Genomic DNA, 14692 nt, shown 5'->3' on the forward strand with positions numbered 1-14692 from the left:
TAGTCCATCAAATTCCATAAACTGCCTTCTCATGCCAATTTATGGAATTTATGACGTTAATTTTGATGCTGACTTTTTGCATAAAAATCAGACACACCGTCAAATGTGTATAGCATAGTGTATATCAAGGCATTCGATTAAAACAAAAACTCAACACATTCAATTTGTTATGGTGAGTTCAGCACTCCTGTGATCTTCCGCCAAGTTTTCCTTCTCTATCGGCCATTCGGCATATATTAAATATTCTATTGATAACTTACCCTATTGAATCCTTCGTTATTCTAACTTTATATCTCATAAAATATGGATTCTAAAATGAGTTTAGTGCTATCCATCACAACGGTGATAGTGACTTTAATCAGCCCTGTAATTGCCATTCAAGTTCAGAAATTTATCGAAAGATATACTGATAAAAAGACACTTAAAATAGATATTTTTAAACAATTGATGGCCACCAGGTCGCAGAACGCAAGGCTATCAAATGAACATGTCAGAGCGCTCAATATGATCGATATTGCTTTTTACGGTCGGGTAAGGAAAGGACAAGCTAAAAGAAGCAAAGCAGAAAGTCAGGTAATATCAGCATGGAAGCTGTATTTCTCACATCTAAATACAACATATCCAAACAACGATAACGCCAGCGGCCTTATCTGGAATCAAAACAGCAATAATTTATTTGTAGATCTTCTTTCAGCCATTGCCAAAGATATTGGTTATGATTTTGAGCGCGTTCAGTTGCAAACCGCTATCTACTCGCCAATTGCACACGGTGAAATTGAAAACGATCAATTAAAAATAAGAAAGGGCCTGGCATCAATATTCTCTGATGATGGCGCTATAAAAATGGAGATCGTTGGTATTCCCAGTCGAACGGAAAGTTAAATCGGTCGTCAAAGTTTACTTATCAGCAGTCTCAATGCCCAGCCTCTCCAGCTCCTTTCTTCCCAGGGTCTTGAGCCAGTTTCCCAAACTCATCCCTGCGTCTGCTGCTGCAGCCTCAAACTGCGCTTTTAGCTCCGGCGTTATCCGTATCTGGAAAGTGGGAGCTTTGCCGCATTTTGACTGATTGGTATCACGTTTGGCTGTTGACATATACGTACCTAAAAGAGCAATGTATAACCATACAGGTACGTACCTAACCAGATTCCGTCCTGATCTTAAATCGCCCTCATCAGATACTCGCAATACCTGATGAGAGCTAACATCACCAACTATCAAGGAGTTGATTATGGCTGATTTGCATTCTACCCCAGATATCACCGTTAGCGGAACCGAGCGTCAGCTGCTGGTTGGCTATCGGCCCAATGGCCGGGATATCAGTACACCAAGTCTTACCCTTTCCGGCAAGTGGCTACGCGAAGCGGGATTCGATACCGGGAAGCCGGTCACGGTTAAAGTGATGGATGGCTGCATAGTGTTGCTGCCGCTCAGCGATAAAGAAGAGAAATTAACAGCCGAATTACGGCATATTCAACAATCGCTGAAAAGCGTCAACGGCACGCTGCAACATACCTGATAGCGCGAGCAAGAAAAATCCCCGGGTGGCGGCTAGCGCCTTACCCGGGCTACCAGACGGCGCAGAACCGTAGCCTTGCTGAGCGCAGCGCGAGCAGGGAAAATTCCCGCGTCTTAATACCTTCACTTTCCGGATAACCGCTCGCAAATGCGCCAGATTAATCGTTCGTCTAATGAAATTTATGCCCCGCTTCTGACATACTCTACCGTTGTGAACAGGTTGACCCGGAGACCATATGGCAAAGGAAAATATAACGTCGTCCCCAGCAAGTGAATTCATTATGTTTGCCAGCGGTGATGGGAAAGTACGCGTTGAATGCCGCTTTGAGCAAGAAACACTATGGCTCCCTCAAGCAACTATCGCCAACCTTTATGAAGTCACTCCACAAGCCGTTACACAGCATATTAAAGCGATCTATGAGGAAGGTGAGCTTGAGCAAAACGCAACCTGTAAGTCTTACTTACAAGTTCAACAGGAAGGTAGCCGTCAGGTAAGCCGAAACCGGCTTCACTACAGCCTGCCTGTCATACTCGCTGTTGGCTATCGCGTTCGCTCCTCTCGCGGCACGCAGTTCCGCCAGTGGGCGACCCAGACGCTCCAGGAATACCTGATCAAAGGTTTTGTGATGGACGATGAGCGGCTGAAGAATCCGCCTGTGGGTCCATCGGCTGTACCCGACTATTTCGATGAGATGCTGGAGCGTATCCGCGATATTCGCGCCAGCGAACGCCGCGTTTATTTGCGGGTGCGAGAAATTTTTGCCTTAGCGGCTGACTATCAACCGTCGTTAAAAGAAACCACGCAGTTTTTTCAAACTATCCAGAACAAGTTACATTTTGCCTGTACCGGACATACCGCCGCTGAGCTCATTCATCAACGTGCTGACGCCAGTCTGCCGCATATGGGGCTGACCAGCTATAGAGGCGAAGAGGTGCATAAGGGCGACGTGACGGTAGCAAAAAATTATCTCACTCAGGATGAAGTCAATGAGCTTAACCGCGTAGTTAACATGTGGCTGGATTTTGCCGAGGATCAGGCCCGTCGTCGTCAGCAGGTCTTTTTACGCGACTGGCAGGATAAGCTGGATCAGTTCCTGCAATTTAACGACCGCGAGGTTTTGCAAGGCGCAGGTAAAGTCAGTAAGAAAATGGCCGATGAAAAAGCGCAGGCGGAATATAGTCAGTTTGCTGAACAACAGCGGCGCTTAAAGGAAGCCGAAGGTGAAAAGGATATCGCCGGTTTGCTACAGTGGGAAACAGGGCCTAAAAAGTAGCTCAGGATGCCTGATAGCGCGAGCAAGCCTCTCGGATGGCGGCTGACGCCTTACCCGTCTACACCGGCATATGATCTGTAGGCCCGCGCAAGCGTAGCGCCGCCGGGCAATAACCGCGGGTAAAGAGCCGCTTTTGCGCCGGATGGCGGCTGCGCCTTATCCGGCCTACGGTCTGATAGCTCGAGCAAGCCCCCGGGTGGCGGCTAGCGCCTTACCCGGGCTACCAGACGGCGCAGAACCGTAGCCCTGCTGAGCGCAGCACGAGCAGGGAAAATTCCCGCCTCAGAAGTAATAGCCAATATTGACGTTAGTGCGAAAGTACCATTTGCCGCTGCCCTCGGACTGGGTGCTGGTCCAGCCGGTAGCGTTCAGCGCGCCGCCCCACGGATTAACGTTCTTCGCCCAGCTGAGATCGACCCAGAACATCACCGGCAGCGCGAAGACCTGTACGCCAAGGGTGTTCATCTGCGAATCGCTCCAGCCGCTTTTATCTTTCCACAGCACGCTGTAGTCGTTGTAAAAACGCAGCTTCGACACGCCGCCCCACTTCACATCAACATCGCGGGCGACGTTCAGCGACGCGGTCGTCGCTTTCGCCGGGATCAGGTAGGCCGGCGTCAGGCCGTTGCCGCCCATCAGAATCGTATCGTCGCTGACGCCCGCTGGGTTCTTCGGATCGTACTGATAGCGAATCAGCTGCGAGGTCAGTTGCCACGGCCCGTTATGTAACATGCCGTGCACGCCTGCCGCCCAGAAGGTGCCGTCGTCGTCGGTCTCGCGGTTGTGCAACCGCGCCAACGCCAGCGAGCCGCCCAGCTCGTTATTCCAGCCGCCGCCGTGAAAATCCCGCGCAATACGCACATTCACCTGGTCGCGCTTTTCATTATGCTGCTGATGCTGAGTCGGATAGATAGTGTTTTTCAGCCGATCGTAATCGCCAACGTCCGGCGCATAGCGCAAATTCTCCGGTTCCATCCACGGGAAATAGGCCACATCCAGCGACCAGTTATTATCGTGATATTGATAGTTCACGCCGCTACCGGCGCTCACGCCAAAGCCTAAATAAAACGGAATACCGTAGGACCAGCCAAATTGCGGATAAGGTTCAAGGCCAAATGGTTTGCCGGGGATCCCCAGCTGGATATTATTATTGTTGTCGAAGCGATACCCTACGTAAGCGCGGTCGATGGCGTATTTACGGTGATCCTGAAACCAGAACCCGGCATCAAAGAAATAATTATCATAGAAGCCGCTGCTGTCGATACGGAAGGTATCAAAACGCAGATGCGGCGGGTTGCGGTAATTACTGCCTTTCCAGTCCTCGTAGCGATAGTTCGCCCGCAGCGCGCCGCCGAAATCCAGCCCGGCGAGATTATCCGCGCTGCGCCAGCCGATATGCGGGAACGGCTTGCCGTCGTCCGCCAGCGCCAGCCCGCTGGTCGCGGCTGCCAGCAGCAGAGAAAGGAGTATTTTACGCATAGCACATCCCTCACTTTATTTTTATAAGCGATAAAAAACCGTCGATTAATATCGACTTATTATTTTGTCTCAGCGGTGAAACTCTTAATTAAATAGCATGATGATTTTATTTTTGTTCCAAATATGAAACTCTGTTTATTATTTGATAGCAGAAAAATCGCACGCAGGATGTCGGACGTCAAGGTATAAACCTTGAGCCATAACGCAATATTATTATTCTTCCGGAGTGATATTAATATTTGCGACATGGAGGAGGTAACTTTCTCAAATATGAAACACTATGTTTATGGTAATTTATATTGTTGAACCATCATGGTCCTGGTACCTGACCATCGTACTGTTTATCTGTAGTGGCAGGCGGGCGCAGGATGGGTGGTGTCGCCGATTTTCACTTTTTTTATATAACTGTTATCGCCGCCGGGCCGTTTTTCCCGACGCTAGACCGGTCTATCCTCGACGTATTCACACCATGAATCCTCTTTGTAGATCGGAGAACCTATGAAAGCCATTGCCATTACCCAGGCCGCCGCCGACGGCAACAACATCCCCTTTTTACGCGATATCGATCTGCCGGATCCGCAGGCGCAGGGGCACGATCTGCTGGTCGAGGTCAAAGCCATTTCGGTGAACCCGGTCGACACCAAAGTGCGCGCCGGATTTAATGCCGATACCCCGCGGGTGCTGGGCTGGGATGCGGTTGGCGTGGTGAAAGCCGTTGGCGATGCGGTGACGCTGTTCACGCCGGGCGATGAAGTGTGGTACGCCGGCGCGCTGGGCCGCCCCGGCAGCAACAGCGAACTGCAGCTGGTTGATGAACGCATCGTGGCGCTGAAGCCGCGCTCGCTGGAGAATGCCGCCGCCGCCGCGCTGCCTCTGACCGCTATCACCGCCTGGGAATTGCTGTTCCACCGCCTTGGCGTGCAGGAAGGCGGTAACGCCGGCGATACGCTGCTGATTGTCGGCGCGGCGGGCGGCGTTGGCTCTATCCTTACCCAGTTGGCCAGCAAACTCACCAACATGACGGTAATTGGCACCGCATCGCGCCCGGAAAGCCAGAAGTGGGTACGCGAGGCCGGGGCGCATCACGTCATCGACCACAGCAAACCGCTCGCTGAAGAACTGGCGAAAATCGGCATTCATGCCGTGACCCACGTCGCCAGCCTGACCAATACCGATCAGCACTTTAACGAACTGATCGCCGCGCTCGCCCCGCAGGGTAAGCTGGCGCTGATTGATGACCCGGAGAGCCTGGACGTGGTGCCGCTGAAAGCGAAAAGCATTTCGCTGCACTGGGAATTTATGTTCACCCGCTCAATGTTTGAGACGCATGACATGATCGCCCAACATCAGCTACTGACCCGCGTCGCCGCGTTGATTGACGATAACACGCTGCGCACCACCCTTGGCGAACACTACGGAACCATCAACGCCGCCAATCTGCAAAAAGCCCACGCTAAGTTGGAAACCGGGCGCTCGGTCGGCAAAATCGTGCTGGAGGGTTTCTAAATGCGCGACGACACCATTGCGCTTATCGCGGTTCTGAAGGCGAAAGCCGGCCAAACCGAGGCCCTGCGCGACGCGCTGCAGGCGCTGCTGCTGCCAACCCGCGAGGAGCCGGGCAATCTCGACTACGCGCTGTTTCAGCTGCGCGACGCGCCGGATACCTTCTACATGCGTGAGTCCTGGCGCGACCAGCAGGCGCTGGATGAGCATATCGCTCAGCCCTACTTCCAGGCCTTTATCGGCCAGATGGAGAGCCTGCTCGCCGAGCCGCTGCGGCTGGATTATCTGACACCCATCGCGCCTTGATATCACGAGCGCCTCACCTCGGTGAGGCGCCTTTTTTAACCCTTCGAGCTGCGCTTTTCTCATCCTGCCTTAGCCAGGCTACGCTTACCCTTGCCGCGCAAAAAACGCTCACCCCCTTCCGCTTGATTTATCACGCTATTGCACAAGAGGTAATGCTATGCAGATCAACGCTATAGGTACGTACTCCGCCAGCCAGCCGCTCGAATCGATGTCTATCACCCGCCGCGAACCCGGCCCACAGGATGTGCAGATCGCCATTGCATACTGCGGCGTCTGCCATTCCGATCTCCATCAGGCGCGAGCGGAATGGGCCGGGACACTGTATCCCTGCGTGCCGGGCCATGAAATCGTTGGCCGGGTGACGGCGGTCGGCGATGCCGTCTCAGGTTACGCCGTTGGCGATCTGGTGGGCGTCGGCTGTATGGTGGATAGCTGTAAGCAGTGCGAGGAGTGCGCTGAAGGGTTGGAGAACTACTGCGACCATATGGTGCTGACCTATAACGGGCCGACCCAGGACGCGCCAGGGCACACGCTCGGCGGGTATTCACAGCAGATCGTGGTTAATGAACGCTACGTATTGCGGATAAATCATCCCGAAGCGCAGCTCGCCGCCGTCGCGCCGCTGTTGTGCGCCGGGATCACTACCTATTCGCCGCTGCGCCACTGGCACGCCGGGCCGGGCAAAAAAGTCGGCGTCGTCGGCATCGGCGGCCTGGGTCATATGGGGATCAAGTTGGCCCACGCCATGGGGGCCCACGTGGTGGCCTTTACCACCTCCGAATCCAAGCGCGACGCGGCCAGAGCGTTGGGCGCGGATGAGGTCGTGGTGTCGCGTAACGAAGACGAAATGGCGGCCCACGCCAAAAGCTTCGATTTCATCCTCAACACCGTGGCGGCGCCGCACAATCTCGATGCCTTCACCACGCTGCTGAAACGCGATGGCACCATGACGCTGGTTGGCGCCCCGGCCACGCCGCATCCATCGCCGGAAGTGTTCAATCTGATCTTCCGCCGCCGCTCGATTGCCGGCTCGATGATCGGCGGTATCCCGGAAACCCAGGAGATGCTCGACTTCTGCGCCGAACACGGCATCGTCGCCGATATCGAGCTGATTCGCGGCGATCAGATCAACGAAGCCTGGGAAAGAATGGTCAAGGGCGACGTGAAATATCGCTTCGTGATCGACAGTTCGACCCTCGCCGGCTAAACGCCGCGGCGGAAAGTCCGCCGCCACTCCGTCGGGCTAACGCCAAAACGCGCTTTAAACTGCTGGCGCCAGGTGACGGCGGAAAGATAGCCCACCGCTTCCGCCACCTGCTCGACCGGTAAATCCCCCGCTTCGAGCAGGCTCTGGCTACGGCGCAGGCGCTCGGCGGTCAACCAGTCGGCGATGCTCATCCCGGTCGCCCGGGCGAAGTGGCGGGTCAGCGTACGGCGGCTCATCGCCACCACCTCGGCCAGCGAATCAAGATTATGCGGTTCGGCAATGTGCTGCTGCAGATAATCCAGCAGACAGTTCATCCGCGCATCGCGGGTGTTGCGCGGCACCGGCTGGGCGATAAACTGCGCCTGGCCGCCCTCGCGGTGCGGCGGCACGATCATCCGCCGGGCGATCTGGTTGGCGGCGAGGCTGCCAAAACGCTGGCGAATGATATACAGGCAGCAATCGAGCGCCGCAGCGGTCCCCGCCGAGGTAATCACCTTCTGGTCATCGACGTACAGGGCGTTGATATCGAGCCGCACCTGCGGAAACAGGCGCTGGAAATCCTGCTCGAACTCCCAGTGGGTCGCCGCCCGCTTACCGTCGAGTAGCCCGGCGTAGCCAAGGACAAACGCGCCGAGGCACAGGCCGACGATTTCCGCGCCGTTATCGCGCGCCCGAATCAGACTCGCGATCAGCGCCTGCGGCGGGCGCTGGTTGACCTCGCCCCAGTAGGGCACCACCACGATATCGGCCTGTTCCATCGCGGTAAAATCGCCGCTGGCGTACAGCGCAAAGCCGTCGCGGGCGCTGAGTAATCCCGGCTGTTCGGCGCAAATCTGCAGATTAAAACGTTTGGTTTCCGAGACCGTATCGCCAAACAGCATACAGGGGACGGCATAATGAAACGGGCTAAAGCCCTCTACGGCGACAATCGCCACGTCGGTTAATGTCATCATCCCTTCCCCTTGAGCAGATTAATAAACAACGGTTTCCCCATCCTGCGGAATACTCACTACCCCGGCAATCTGATTATCCGCGACGTACTGGCGCATCTCTTCGCGGCTCACCAGACAATGGTTAACCGCCTCCAGGTGGATGGCCATGATTTTCGCTTCCGGCAGGGCGAAATGCGCCTTCAGCAGATCTTCTTTACCCATGATGATCGGGCCAAAGCCGATAACGTGAGCGTAACCGGCGTTAAGCACCACCACATCCGGGCGCAGCTTCAGCATGTCGGCTTCAATCTCATCGCGCCAGATGGTATCGCCAACCAGCCACAGCGTCTTCTCCTGCGGATGACGGAACACCACGCCGCAGGCCTCGCCCAGACGTTCAGCCATCGCCGGTACCGCGTAGGTACGGTCGCTGCCATGTTGCCCGGAAGTGGTTTTCTGCAGACTAACGCCGGCAAATACACTGTCTGCCGACAGCAGGCGGATATCCTGAAATCCCTGGCTGCGCAGCAGCGCGGCGTCAGCCTCATGCTGGACGAAAACCGGCAGGGCTTTCGGGATCGCCGCGATCGCCGCCTCGTCCCAATGATCGTCATGGGTATGGGTGACGATAACTGCGTCAACGTCGATAATCTTTTCACGGGAAAACGGCAGCGCCACCAGCGGATTACGTAGCTCGCTGCGCGCGGTTCCTGGAAAGCCCGGCCAGGCGCCTTTGTCAGCCAGCATAGGGTCGATCAGGAACTTTTTACCAGCGTATTCAATAATCTGTGTAGCATTGCGGATATGGGTGATGTTCATGTTAGCGTTCCTCTGTGGGGTAATCTGACGAACATCGTACTGAGTACCAGCCTGGCGCAATATGGGCGTTTGGGCAATGATCGATGGAATCGGGCCAACCTGCGACGGTTGCCAATCACAGCCGGCTATGTTGTTCTGAAGGTTAAACTTTCTACAGGAATGGCAGGATGAAGAAGAAACTAACCGCCGCCGATATGCACAACCCGCAGGTCATCGCCGAGACGCCGTGGTTCAGCATGCGCAAGGTAGGTATTGATGTCGCCCCCGGCGAGCGGCGCGACTTTTATTCCATTCACTACCCGCGCCCGGCGGTCGGAATTGTGGCGCTCCAGGATGACAAAGTGCTGCTGATTCGTCATTACCGCTATCTGATCGATAAGGTGGTGTGGGCCATTCCCTCTGGCGGTGTCGATGAAGGCGAAGAGCCCGCCGTCGCCGCGCTGCGCGAACTGCGCGAAGAGACCGGCTGGCAGGCGCAACGCGCCGAGGAAATCATCCGCTACAACCCGTCATACGGCAGCAGCGACCAGCTGTTTATCACCTGGCTCGCCACCGATTTAAGCTGGGTTGGCATGGACGCAGATCAGGATGAAGTGATGGAAACCGGCTGGTTTACCTTCGAGGAGATAAACCAGCTGATCGCCCGCGGCGAAATGCCGGACGGGCTGTCTCTGGTGCCGCTACTGCACCTGATGGCGCAGCGTAGATGATTACCAGCCCGGTACCGCGCCGCCGTTGAAGATGGTTTCTGCCGCCTTCGCCACTTCCGGCGACTGGTACGACTGCATAAACTCTTTCACGTTTTCGGCGTCTTTATTGTCTTCACGCGCCACAATGATGTTCACGTATGGCGAGTTTTTGTCTTCAATAAAGATGCCATCGCGCACCGGCGATAACCCGGTTTGCTGCAGGTAGGTGGTGCTGATAATGGCGACATCGACCTTCGGATCGTCCAGCACCCGCGGCAGCTGCGCGCCCTCCAGCTCCATAATTTTCAGGTTGCGCGGGTTGCTGGTGATATCCACCGCCGTCGGCAGCAGGCCGGTGCCCGCTTTGAGGGTAATCAGTTGCTCTTTTTGCAATAACAATAGCGCGCGGCCGAGGTTGGTCGGGTCGTTGGGAATGGCGATGGTCGCGCCATCTTTAATATCGGCAACGGATTTAATCTTGCGCGAATAGCCGGCCATGGGAAAGACGAAAGTATTGCCGATGGCCACCAGGTGGTAGCCGTGCGCTTTGTTGTCTTGTTCCAGATAGGGACGATGCTGGAAGACGTTGGCATCCAGCTCCCCGGCGTTGGTGGCATCGTTCGGCAGCAGCGAGCCGCTAAAGCCCACCAGCTCGACGTCGAGGCCATATTTTTCTTTCGCCACCTTCTTCGCCACTTCCGCCACATCCTGTTCCGCGCCGTTAATCACGCCGACTTTTATGTGTTTGGCATTGTCATTCTTCTGGTCACAGCCCGCTAACAGCAGGCCAGCCAGCATCACTGCCGCCGCCGTGCGTAAACGCCATTTCATTGTTAGTACCCCGTCAGTCCATGGAAAATCATTATTATATTTCGAGCAAAACTATAACGATTTTGTGCTCGATTTTTAAACACGAAAAGGTATCAATAAGATGAAAATCGTCTAAGCGCGGGATGAAGCGATGGCCAGCAGCTCCCCGGTAGCGCTTACGCTTACCGGGGCAACCGTAGCCGGGGAAATACGCTTAACTCAGGTCGACGTTTTTGCTGGCGAACAGCCAGGTGAGGACAAAACCGCATAGATACGAAACCACCAGACCGCCGGCGTACACCGCCATCCCGGCATAAATTCCGCTTCCGGAGGTCATCAGCGGCAGCGCCACCAGCCCCGAGGGGCCGAACACTGTGTTCAGGCCGACCGGCAACCCCAGCCAGGCAATCAGGCCCACGAAGAAACCGCCGCAGGCGCCGCCGATACAGGCGGTAATAAACGGTTTCATACGCGGCAGGGTTACGCCGTAAATCAGCGGTTCGCCAATACCGAGGAAGCCCGGAATAATCGCCCCTTTGATTTGGGTTCGCAGCAGCGAATCGCGCTTCGCGCGCCAGAACAGCGCCAGCGCCGCACCCACCTGCCCGGCCCCGGCCATCGCCAGGATCGGGAACAGCGAGTTAAAGCCCTGCGCATCCACCAGCGCAAAATAGACCGGCACAAACCCCTGATGCACGCCGAACATCACCGCCAGCAGGAACAGCCCGGCCAGCACCGCCGAGCCAAACGGATTGCCGTTAAGATGCAGGAACAGCCACGACATACCGGTAAACAGCCAGCCGCCAATCGGCATAATCACCGTAAAGGTCACCGCGCCCATAATCAGCAGCGTCACCGCCGAGGTGAGGATCATATCGAGGTTAGCGGGCATTATCCGCCGCACCTGACGCTCCACCCACGCGCCAAGAATCGAGGCGATTAGCACGCCGATAATATTGCCGCGCGGGTCGATACCGTGGCCGAAGAAGGTCGAAATTCCGGCGTAGAATCCGCTGGTTGCTTCCGGGTTGTAGCCCAGCACGAACAGCGAGGCGATAATCGCGCCGTTCACGCCCGAACCGCCGAAGGCTTTCTGAGCGTTATAGCCAATCAAGATACTCAGGAAGGTAAACATCCCTTTGCTGAATACCTTCATGTAGCCAATCAGCGCCACCAGGCTGGCGTTAGGGTGCGCGTTCTCCAGCACGAAGATTTGTTCCGCCAGCGTAGCAAAGCCCAGCAGCAGCCCGACGGCGATGAATCCGGGGATCAACGGCGTAAAGATAGTGGCGAACTTCGCAAGAAATTTCTGTACCCCGCTGGTCTGCTTACTCTTCAGCGCCTGCTTTTTTTCCGCCGCCACATCCGCCAGCGAGGCGGCTGCCTGCGGCGCCGCATCCATCAGGCCGTTCATCATTTCCGCGGCGGTCTGAGCCTTGCCGGGGCCTAATACCACCTGGAACTGTTCATCGCTGACGATAACCCCCATCACGCCGTCAATCTGGCGAATGGCGGCGCTATCGGCCAGGCTTTCATCGCGCAGGGTCAAGCGCAGGCGCGTCATGCAGTTACCCGCCTGCGCCACGTTTGCGGCCCCGCCGACGTGGGCCAGGATCCGCGCTATCATCTCTTTCGTTATTTTTGCCATTGCCTGTTACCTGTCTGTCGGCGCTCAGGTGTTGCCTAGCGCCTTGCGGATATAACCGTTGTTTTTCGCCAGCAGCGACTGCGCTTCTGCGGCGCTTAAGTCAGCCAACACCATCACAATCGCCGTCTTACAGTGGCGGCCGCAGGCATCCAGCGCATTCTGCGCGGTGGCGCGATCGCAATCGGTCGCTTCCATCACGATAGACACCTGGCGCTCAATCAGCTTGGCGTTGGTCGCTTCCACATCAACCATCAGGTTGCTGTAGACCTTGCCGATGCGGATCATCGCCCCGGTGGAGATCATGTTCAGCACCAGTTTCTGCGCGGTGCCGGCTTTCAGGCGGGTCGATCCGGTAACCACTTCCGGGCCGACCACCGGGGTAATTGCGACATCCGCCAGCTGCGCCATTTCACCGTGCGGGTTACAGCTGACGATAGCGACAAACGCATTTTGGCTATGGGCGTATTCCATCGCGCCAATGACGTACGGCGTACGCCCGCTGGCCGCCAGCCCCACCAGCACATCACGGTTGCTGAAGTTAAGGTTCTGCAGGTCCATCGCCCCTTGCGCTTTATTGTCTTCCACGTTTTCCACGGCGCTCAGAATCGCTTTATGTCCGCCGGCGATAATCCCCACCACCTGTTCCGGACGGGTGCCAAAGGTCGGCGGGCATTCGCTGGCGTCCAGAATACCCAAACGCCCCGACGTGCCGGCGCCGATGTAAATCAGCCGTCCCCCGGCCCGCAGCGCCGCCGCCACTTTATCCACGACTTCCGCTATCTGCGGCAAGTAAGGCGTTATCGCCTGCGCCACTTGCTGATCTTCCTGGTTTATCACCGTCAGCATGTCGACAGTGGAGAGGGTGTCAATGTTGGCGCTGTTGGCGTTGCGTCGCTCGGTCAGCAGTTTGCTCAGGTCGATACTCATAAAAACCTCGTTATTCTCAGTTGCGCGCAGTATAAGGAATTTTTTATTCCATTCATGTGAAGAGTATCACGATTAATACGCTTGGGATAATAGGAGAATTGTAGGTATAGCCAGAGATATTGCGGTAATAAAGGTGGAATATTTTATTACCGCAACCTGGAGTTAACGCATGTGCCAGGAGTGATTAAGGTGCTATAACGCGTCCGAAGAGGAACATTAACTGGCGCCGCCGCCCAGCGATTGCCAGAGCGTAATGCGGTTATTGAGGTCGGTCTGCTGCAGCGACAGCAGCGTCGCCTTCGCCGACCACAGCGTCCGCTGGGCGGTCAGCACCGACAGATAGTCGCCGACCCCGGCCTGATAACTCTTCATCGCGATATCCAGCGACTTCTGCTCGGCGGCAACATACTGCTGCTGGGCATCGAGCTGTTCACTCAGCGTTTCCCGGCGCGCCAGCGCATCGGCAACGTCCTTAAAGGCGCTCTGAATGGATTTCTCGTAGGTGGCAATCAGCCCCTTTTTCTCAGCCTGCGCATAGCGTAGCTGCGCCAGATTACTGCCGCCGGTGAACAGCGGCAGGCTGATGGACGGGGCGAACGACCACACCTGCATGCCATGGCTAAACAGCGACGATAGCGAATCGCTGCCGACCCCGGCGCTGGCGGTCAGCGAAATGGAGGGGAAAAAGTTCGCTCGCGCCGCGCCGATATCGGCATTAGCGCTCTTGAGATTATGTTCCGCCTCCTGAATATCCGGCCGGCGCAACAGTACCGATGATGATACCCCCGCCGGCACCAGTGCGATGCTGTTATCCCCCAGGCTCTCCAGCGTACCGGGCAGCAGGCTCTCCGGCACGGTTTCCCCCGCCAGCAGGTTAATGGCGTTTTTATCCTGCGCCACCAGCGTACGGTAGCTGGCGACGCTGGCTCGCGCCTGCTGATAGACGCTTTCCGCCGAACTTAAATCACCGGCGGAGGCGGTGCCCACCGCCATCTGGCGAGCGACGATTTTGCGCGAGTTCTCCGCGCTATCCATCGTCTGCTGCGCCAGCGCCAGATTGCTATTATCCGTCGCCAGCGTCACCCAGGCGGTGGTCAAATCGGCAATCATCGTCAGTCGGGTATTTTGCGCGGTGAATTCGCTGGCAAGCCAGCTTTCTCGCGCCGCACGAGACAGGCTCTGGTTCTTGCCGAACAAGTCCAGTTCGAAGCTCGAGACCGCGCCGTCAGCCTGCGAGGTAGAACTTAAGCCGCTGGCGATCGTTTTACTGCGGGTATGGCTCAGCTCGGCATCGACGGTGGGAAACAACGATGCGCGCGTTTCGCCATACTGGGCGCGAGCGGCTTCAATATCGGCCAATGCTTTTTGCACATCGCGGTTGCTATTAAGCGCTATGCTGACCACTTTTTTTAACCGCGCATCATTGACCACTTTTTGCCAGTCGCCGACCACCGCCGTTGATTCGCCGTGTGCACCGGGAAGGGTCGCCGGCACCGGCGCGGCCGGGCGCTCGTAGTGCGGGTCAAGAGAGACACAGCCCGCGGTCAGGAGCGCGATAAACATTAAACTCAAACGAAACATAA

15 protein-coding genes are annotated in these 14692 nt (G+C 56.2%); 7 read left to right on the forward strand and 8 right to left on the reverse strand.

Going from position 1 to position 14692, the window contains the following annotated elements; all coding sequences use genetic code 11:
* Positions 1 to 315: 315 nt before the first annotated feature.
* Complete coding sequence (locus PGR09_RS16120; protein ID WP_289577798.1) at positions 316 to 882, forward strand: DUF6680 family protein; 567 nt, start codon at positions 316 to 318, stop codon at positions 880 to 882.
* Between the two features lie 15 nt (positions 883 to 897).
* Here PGR09_RS16120 and PGR09_RS16125 read toward each other — a convergent pair whose 3' ends face one another.
* On the reverse strand, positions 898 to 1092 hold the full coding sequence (locus PGR09_RS16125; RefSeq protein WP_015703844.1) for a toxin-antitoxin system HicB family antitoxin: 195 nt from the start codon (positions 1090 to 1092) through the stop codon (positions 898 to 900).
* A 136-nt stretch (positions 1093 to 1228) separates the two neighbouring features.
* Here PGR09_RS16125 and PGR09_RS16130 point away from each other — a divergent pair, with 136 nt between their 5' ends.
* Both PGR09_RS16130 and PGR09_RS16135 read left to right on the forward strand, forming a co-directional pair.
* Positions 1229 to 1516: a SymE family type I addiction module toxin gene (locus PGR09_RS16130; RefSeq protein WP_430916304.1), complete on the forward strand. Its 288-nt coding sequence runs from the start codon at positions 1229 to 1231 to the stop codon at positions 1514 to 1516.
* Positions 1517 to 1751: 235 nt separating this feature from the next.
* Entirely contained in the window at positions 1752 to 2789 is a 1038-nt protein-coding gene (locus PGR09_RS16135) for a virulence RhuM family protein (RefSeq protein ID WP_430916305.1), read from the forward strand.
* 282 nt (positions 2790 to 3071) lie between these two features.
* Here PGR09_RS16135 and PGR09_RS16140 read toward each other — a convergent pair whose 3' ends face one another.
* Positions 3072 to 4268 carry a hypothetical protein gene (locus PGR09_RS16140; RefSeq protein ID WP_015703847.1) on the reverse strand — a complete coding sequence of 399 codons (1197 nt, stop codon included), beginning with the start codon at positions 4266 to 4268 and terminating at the stop codon, positions 3072 to 3074.
* 498 nt (positions 4269 to 4766) lie between these two features.
* Between PGR09_RS16140 and PGR09_RS16145 the strand changes: the two genes are divergently transcribed.
* From PGR09_RS16145 to PGR09_RS16155, 3 genes are all read left to right on the forward strand, one after another.
* The gene (locus tag PGR09_RS16145) at positions 4767 to 5774 is read left to right on the forward strand and encodes a zinc-binding alcohol dehydrogenase family protein (protein WP_213797554.1); all 1008 of its coding nucleotides are present in this window, start codon (positions 4767 to 4769) and stop codon (positions 5772 to 5774) included.
* On the forward strand, positions 5775 to 6077 hold the full coding sequence (locus tag PGR09_RS16150; RefSeq protein WP_015369108.1) for a putative quinol monooxygenase: 303 nt from the start codon (positions 5775 to 5777) through the stop codon (positions 6075 to 6077).
* A gap of 157 nt (positions 6078 to 6234) precedes the next feature.
* Positions 6235 to 7284, forward strand: coding sequence for an NAD(P)-dependent alcohol dehydrogenase (locus PGR09_RS16155; protein ID WP_047047612.1), 1050 nt, complete (start codon positions 6235 to 6237; stop codon positions 7282 to 7284).
* On the opposite strand, the gene PGR09_RS16160 is transcribed toward PGR09_RS16155, so the two are convergent.
* Positions 7281 to 8234: a GlxA family transcriptional regulator gene (locus PGR09_RS16160; protein ID WP_430916308.1), complete on the reverse strand. Its 954-nt coding sequence runs from the start codon at positions 8232 to 8234 to the stop codon at positions 7281 to 7283. The two genes, PGR09_RS16155 and PGR09_RS16160, sit on opposite strands and share 4 nt — an antisense overlap.
* Before the next feature lie 21 nt (positions 8235 to 8255).
* Positions 8256 to 9035, reverse strand: coding sequence for an MBL fold metallo-hydrolase (locus tag PGR09_RS16165; RefSeq protein WP_430916306.1), 780 nt, complete (start codon positions 9033 to 9035; stop codon positions 8256 to 8258).
* 167 nt (positions 9036 to 9202) lie between these two features.
* Here PGR09_RS16165 and PGR09_RS16170 point away from each other — a divergent pair, with 167 nt between their 5' ends.
* Positions 9203 to 9745: an NUDIX domain-containing protein gene (locus PGR09_RS16170; RefSeq protein WP_047047607.1), complete on the forward strand. Its 543-nt coding sequence runs from the start codon at positions 9203 to 9205 to the stop codon at positions 9743 to 9745.
* On the opposite strand, the gene nlpA is transcribed toward PGR09_RS16170, so the two are convergent.
* From nlpA to eefC, 4 genes are all read right to left on the reverse strand, one after another.
* Positions 9746 to 10555, reverse strand: coding sequence for a lipoprotein NlpA (gene nlpA / locus PGR09_RS16175; protein WP_047047605.1), 810 nt, complete (start codon positions 10553 to 10555; stop codon positions 9746 to 9748).
* Between the two features lie 193 nt (positions 10556 to 10748).
* Positions 10749 to 12182, reverse strand: a complete 1434-nt coding sequence (murP, locus tag PGR09_RS16180) for a PTS N-acetylmuramic acid transporter subunit IIBC (RefSeq protein ID WP_063416180.1) — start codon at positions 12180 to 12182, stop codon at positions 10749 to 10751.
* A gap of 24 nt (positions 12183 to 12206) precedes the next feature.
* Positions 12207 to 13109, reverse strand: coding sequence for an N-acetylmuramic acid 6-phosphate etherase (murQ, locus tag PGR09_RS16185; protein WP_047047600.1), 903 nt, complete (start codon positions 13107 to 13109; stop codon positions 12207 to 12209).
* A 216-nt stretch (positions 13110 to 13325) separates the two neighbouring features.
* The gene (gene eefC, locus PGR09_RS16190) at positions 13326 to 14690 is read right to left on the reverse strand and encodes a multidrug efflux RND transporter outer membrane subunit EefC (protein WP_032715335.1); all 1365 of its coding nucleotides are present in this window, start codon (positions 14688 to 14690) and stop codon (positions 13326 to 13328) included.
* Positions 14691 to 14692 lie beyond the last annotated feature (2 nt).

It is taken from the genome of Klebsiella sp. 141251, from assembly GCF_050600725.1.
In the GTDB taxonomy this organism is placed as follows: Bacteria; Pseudomonadota; Gammaproteobacteria; order Enterobacterales; family Enterobacteriaceae; genus Klebsiella; species Klebsiella aerogenes.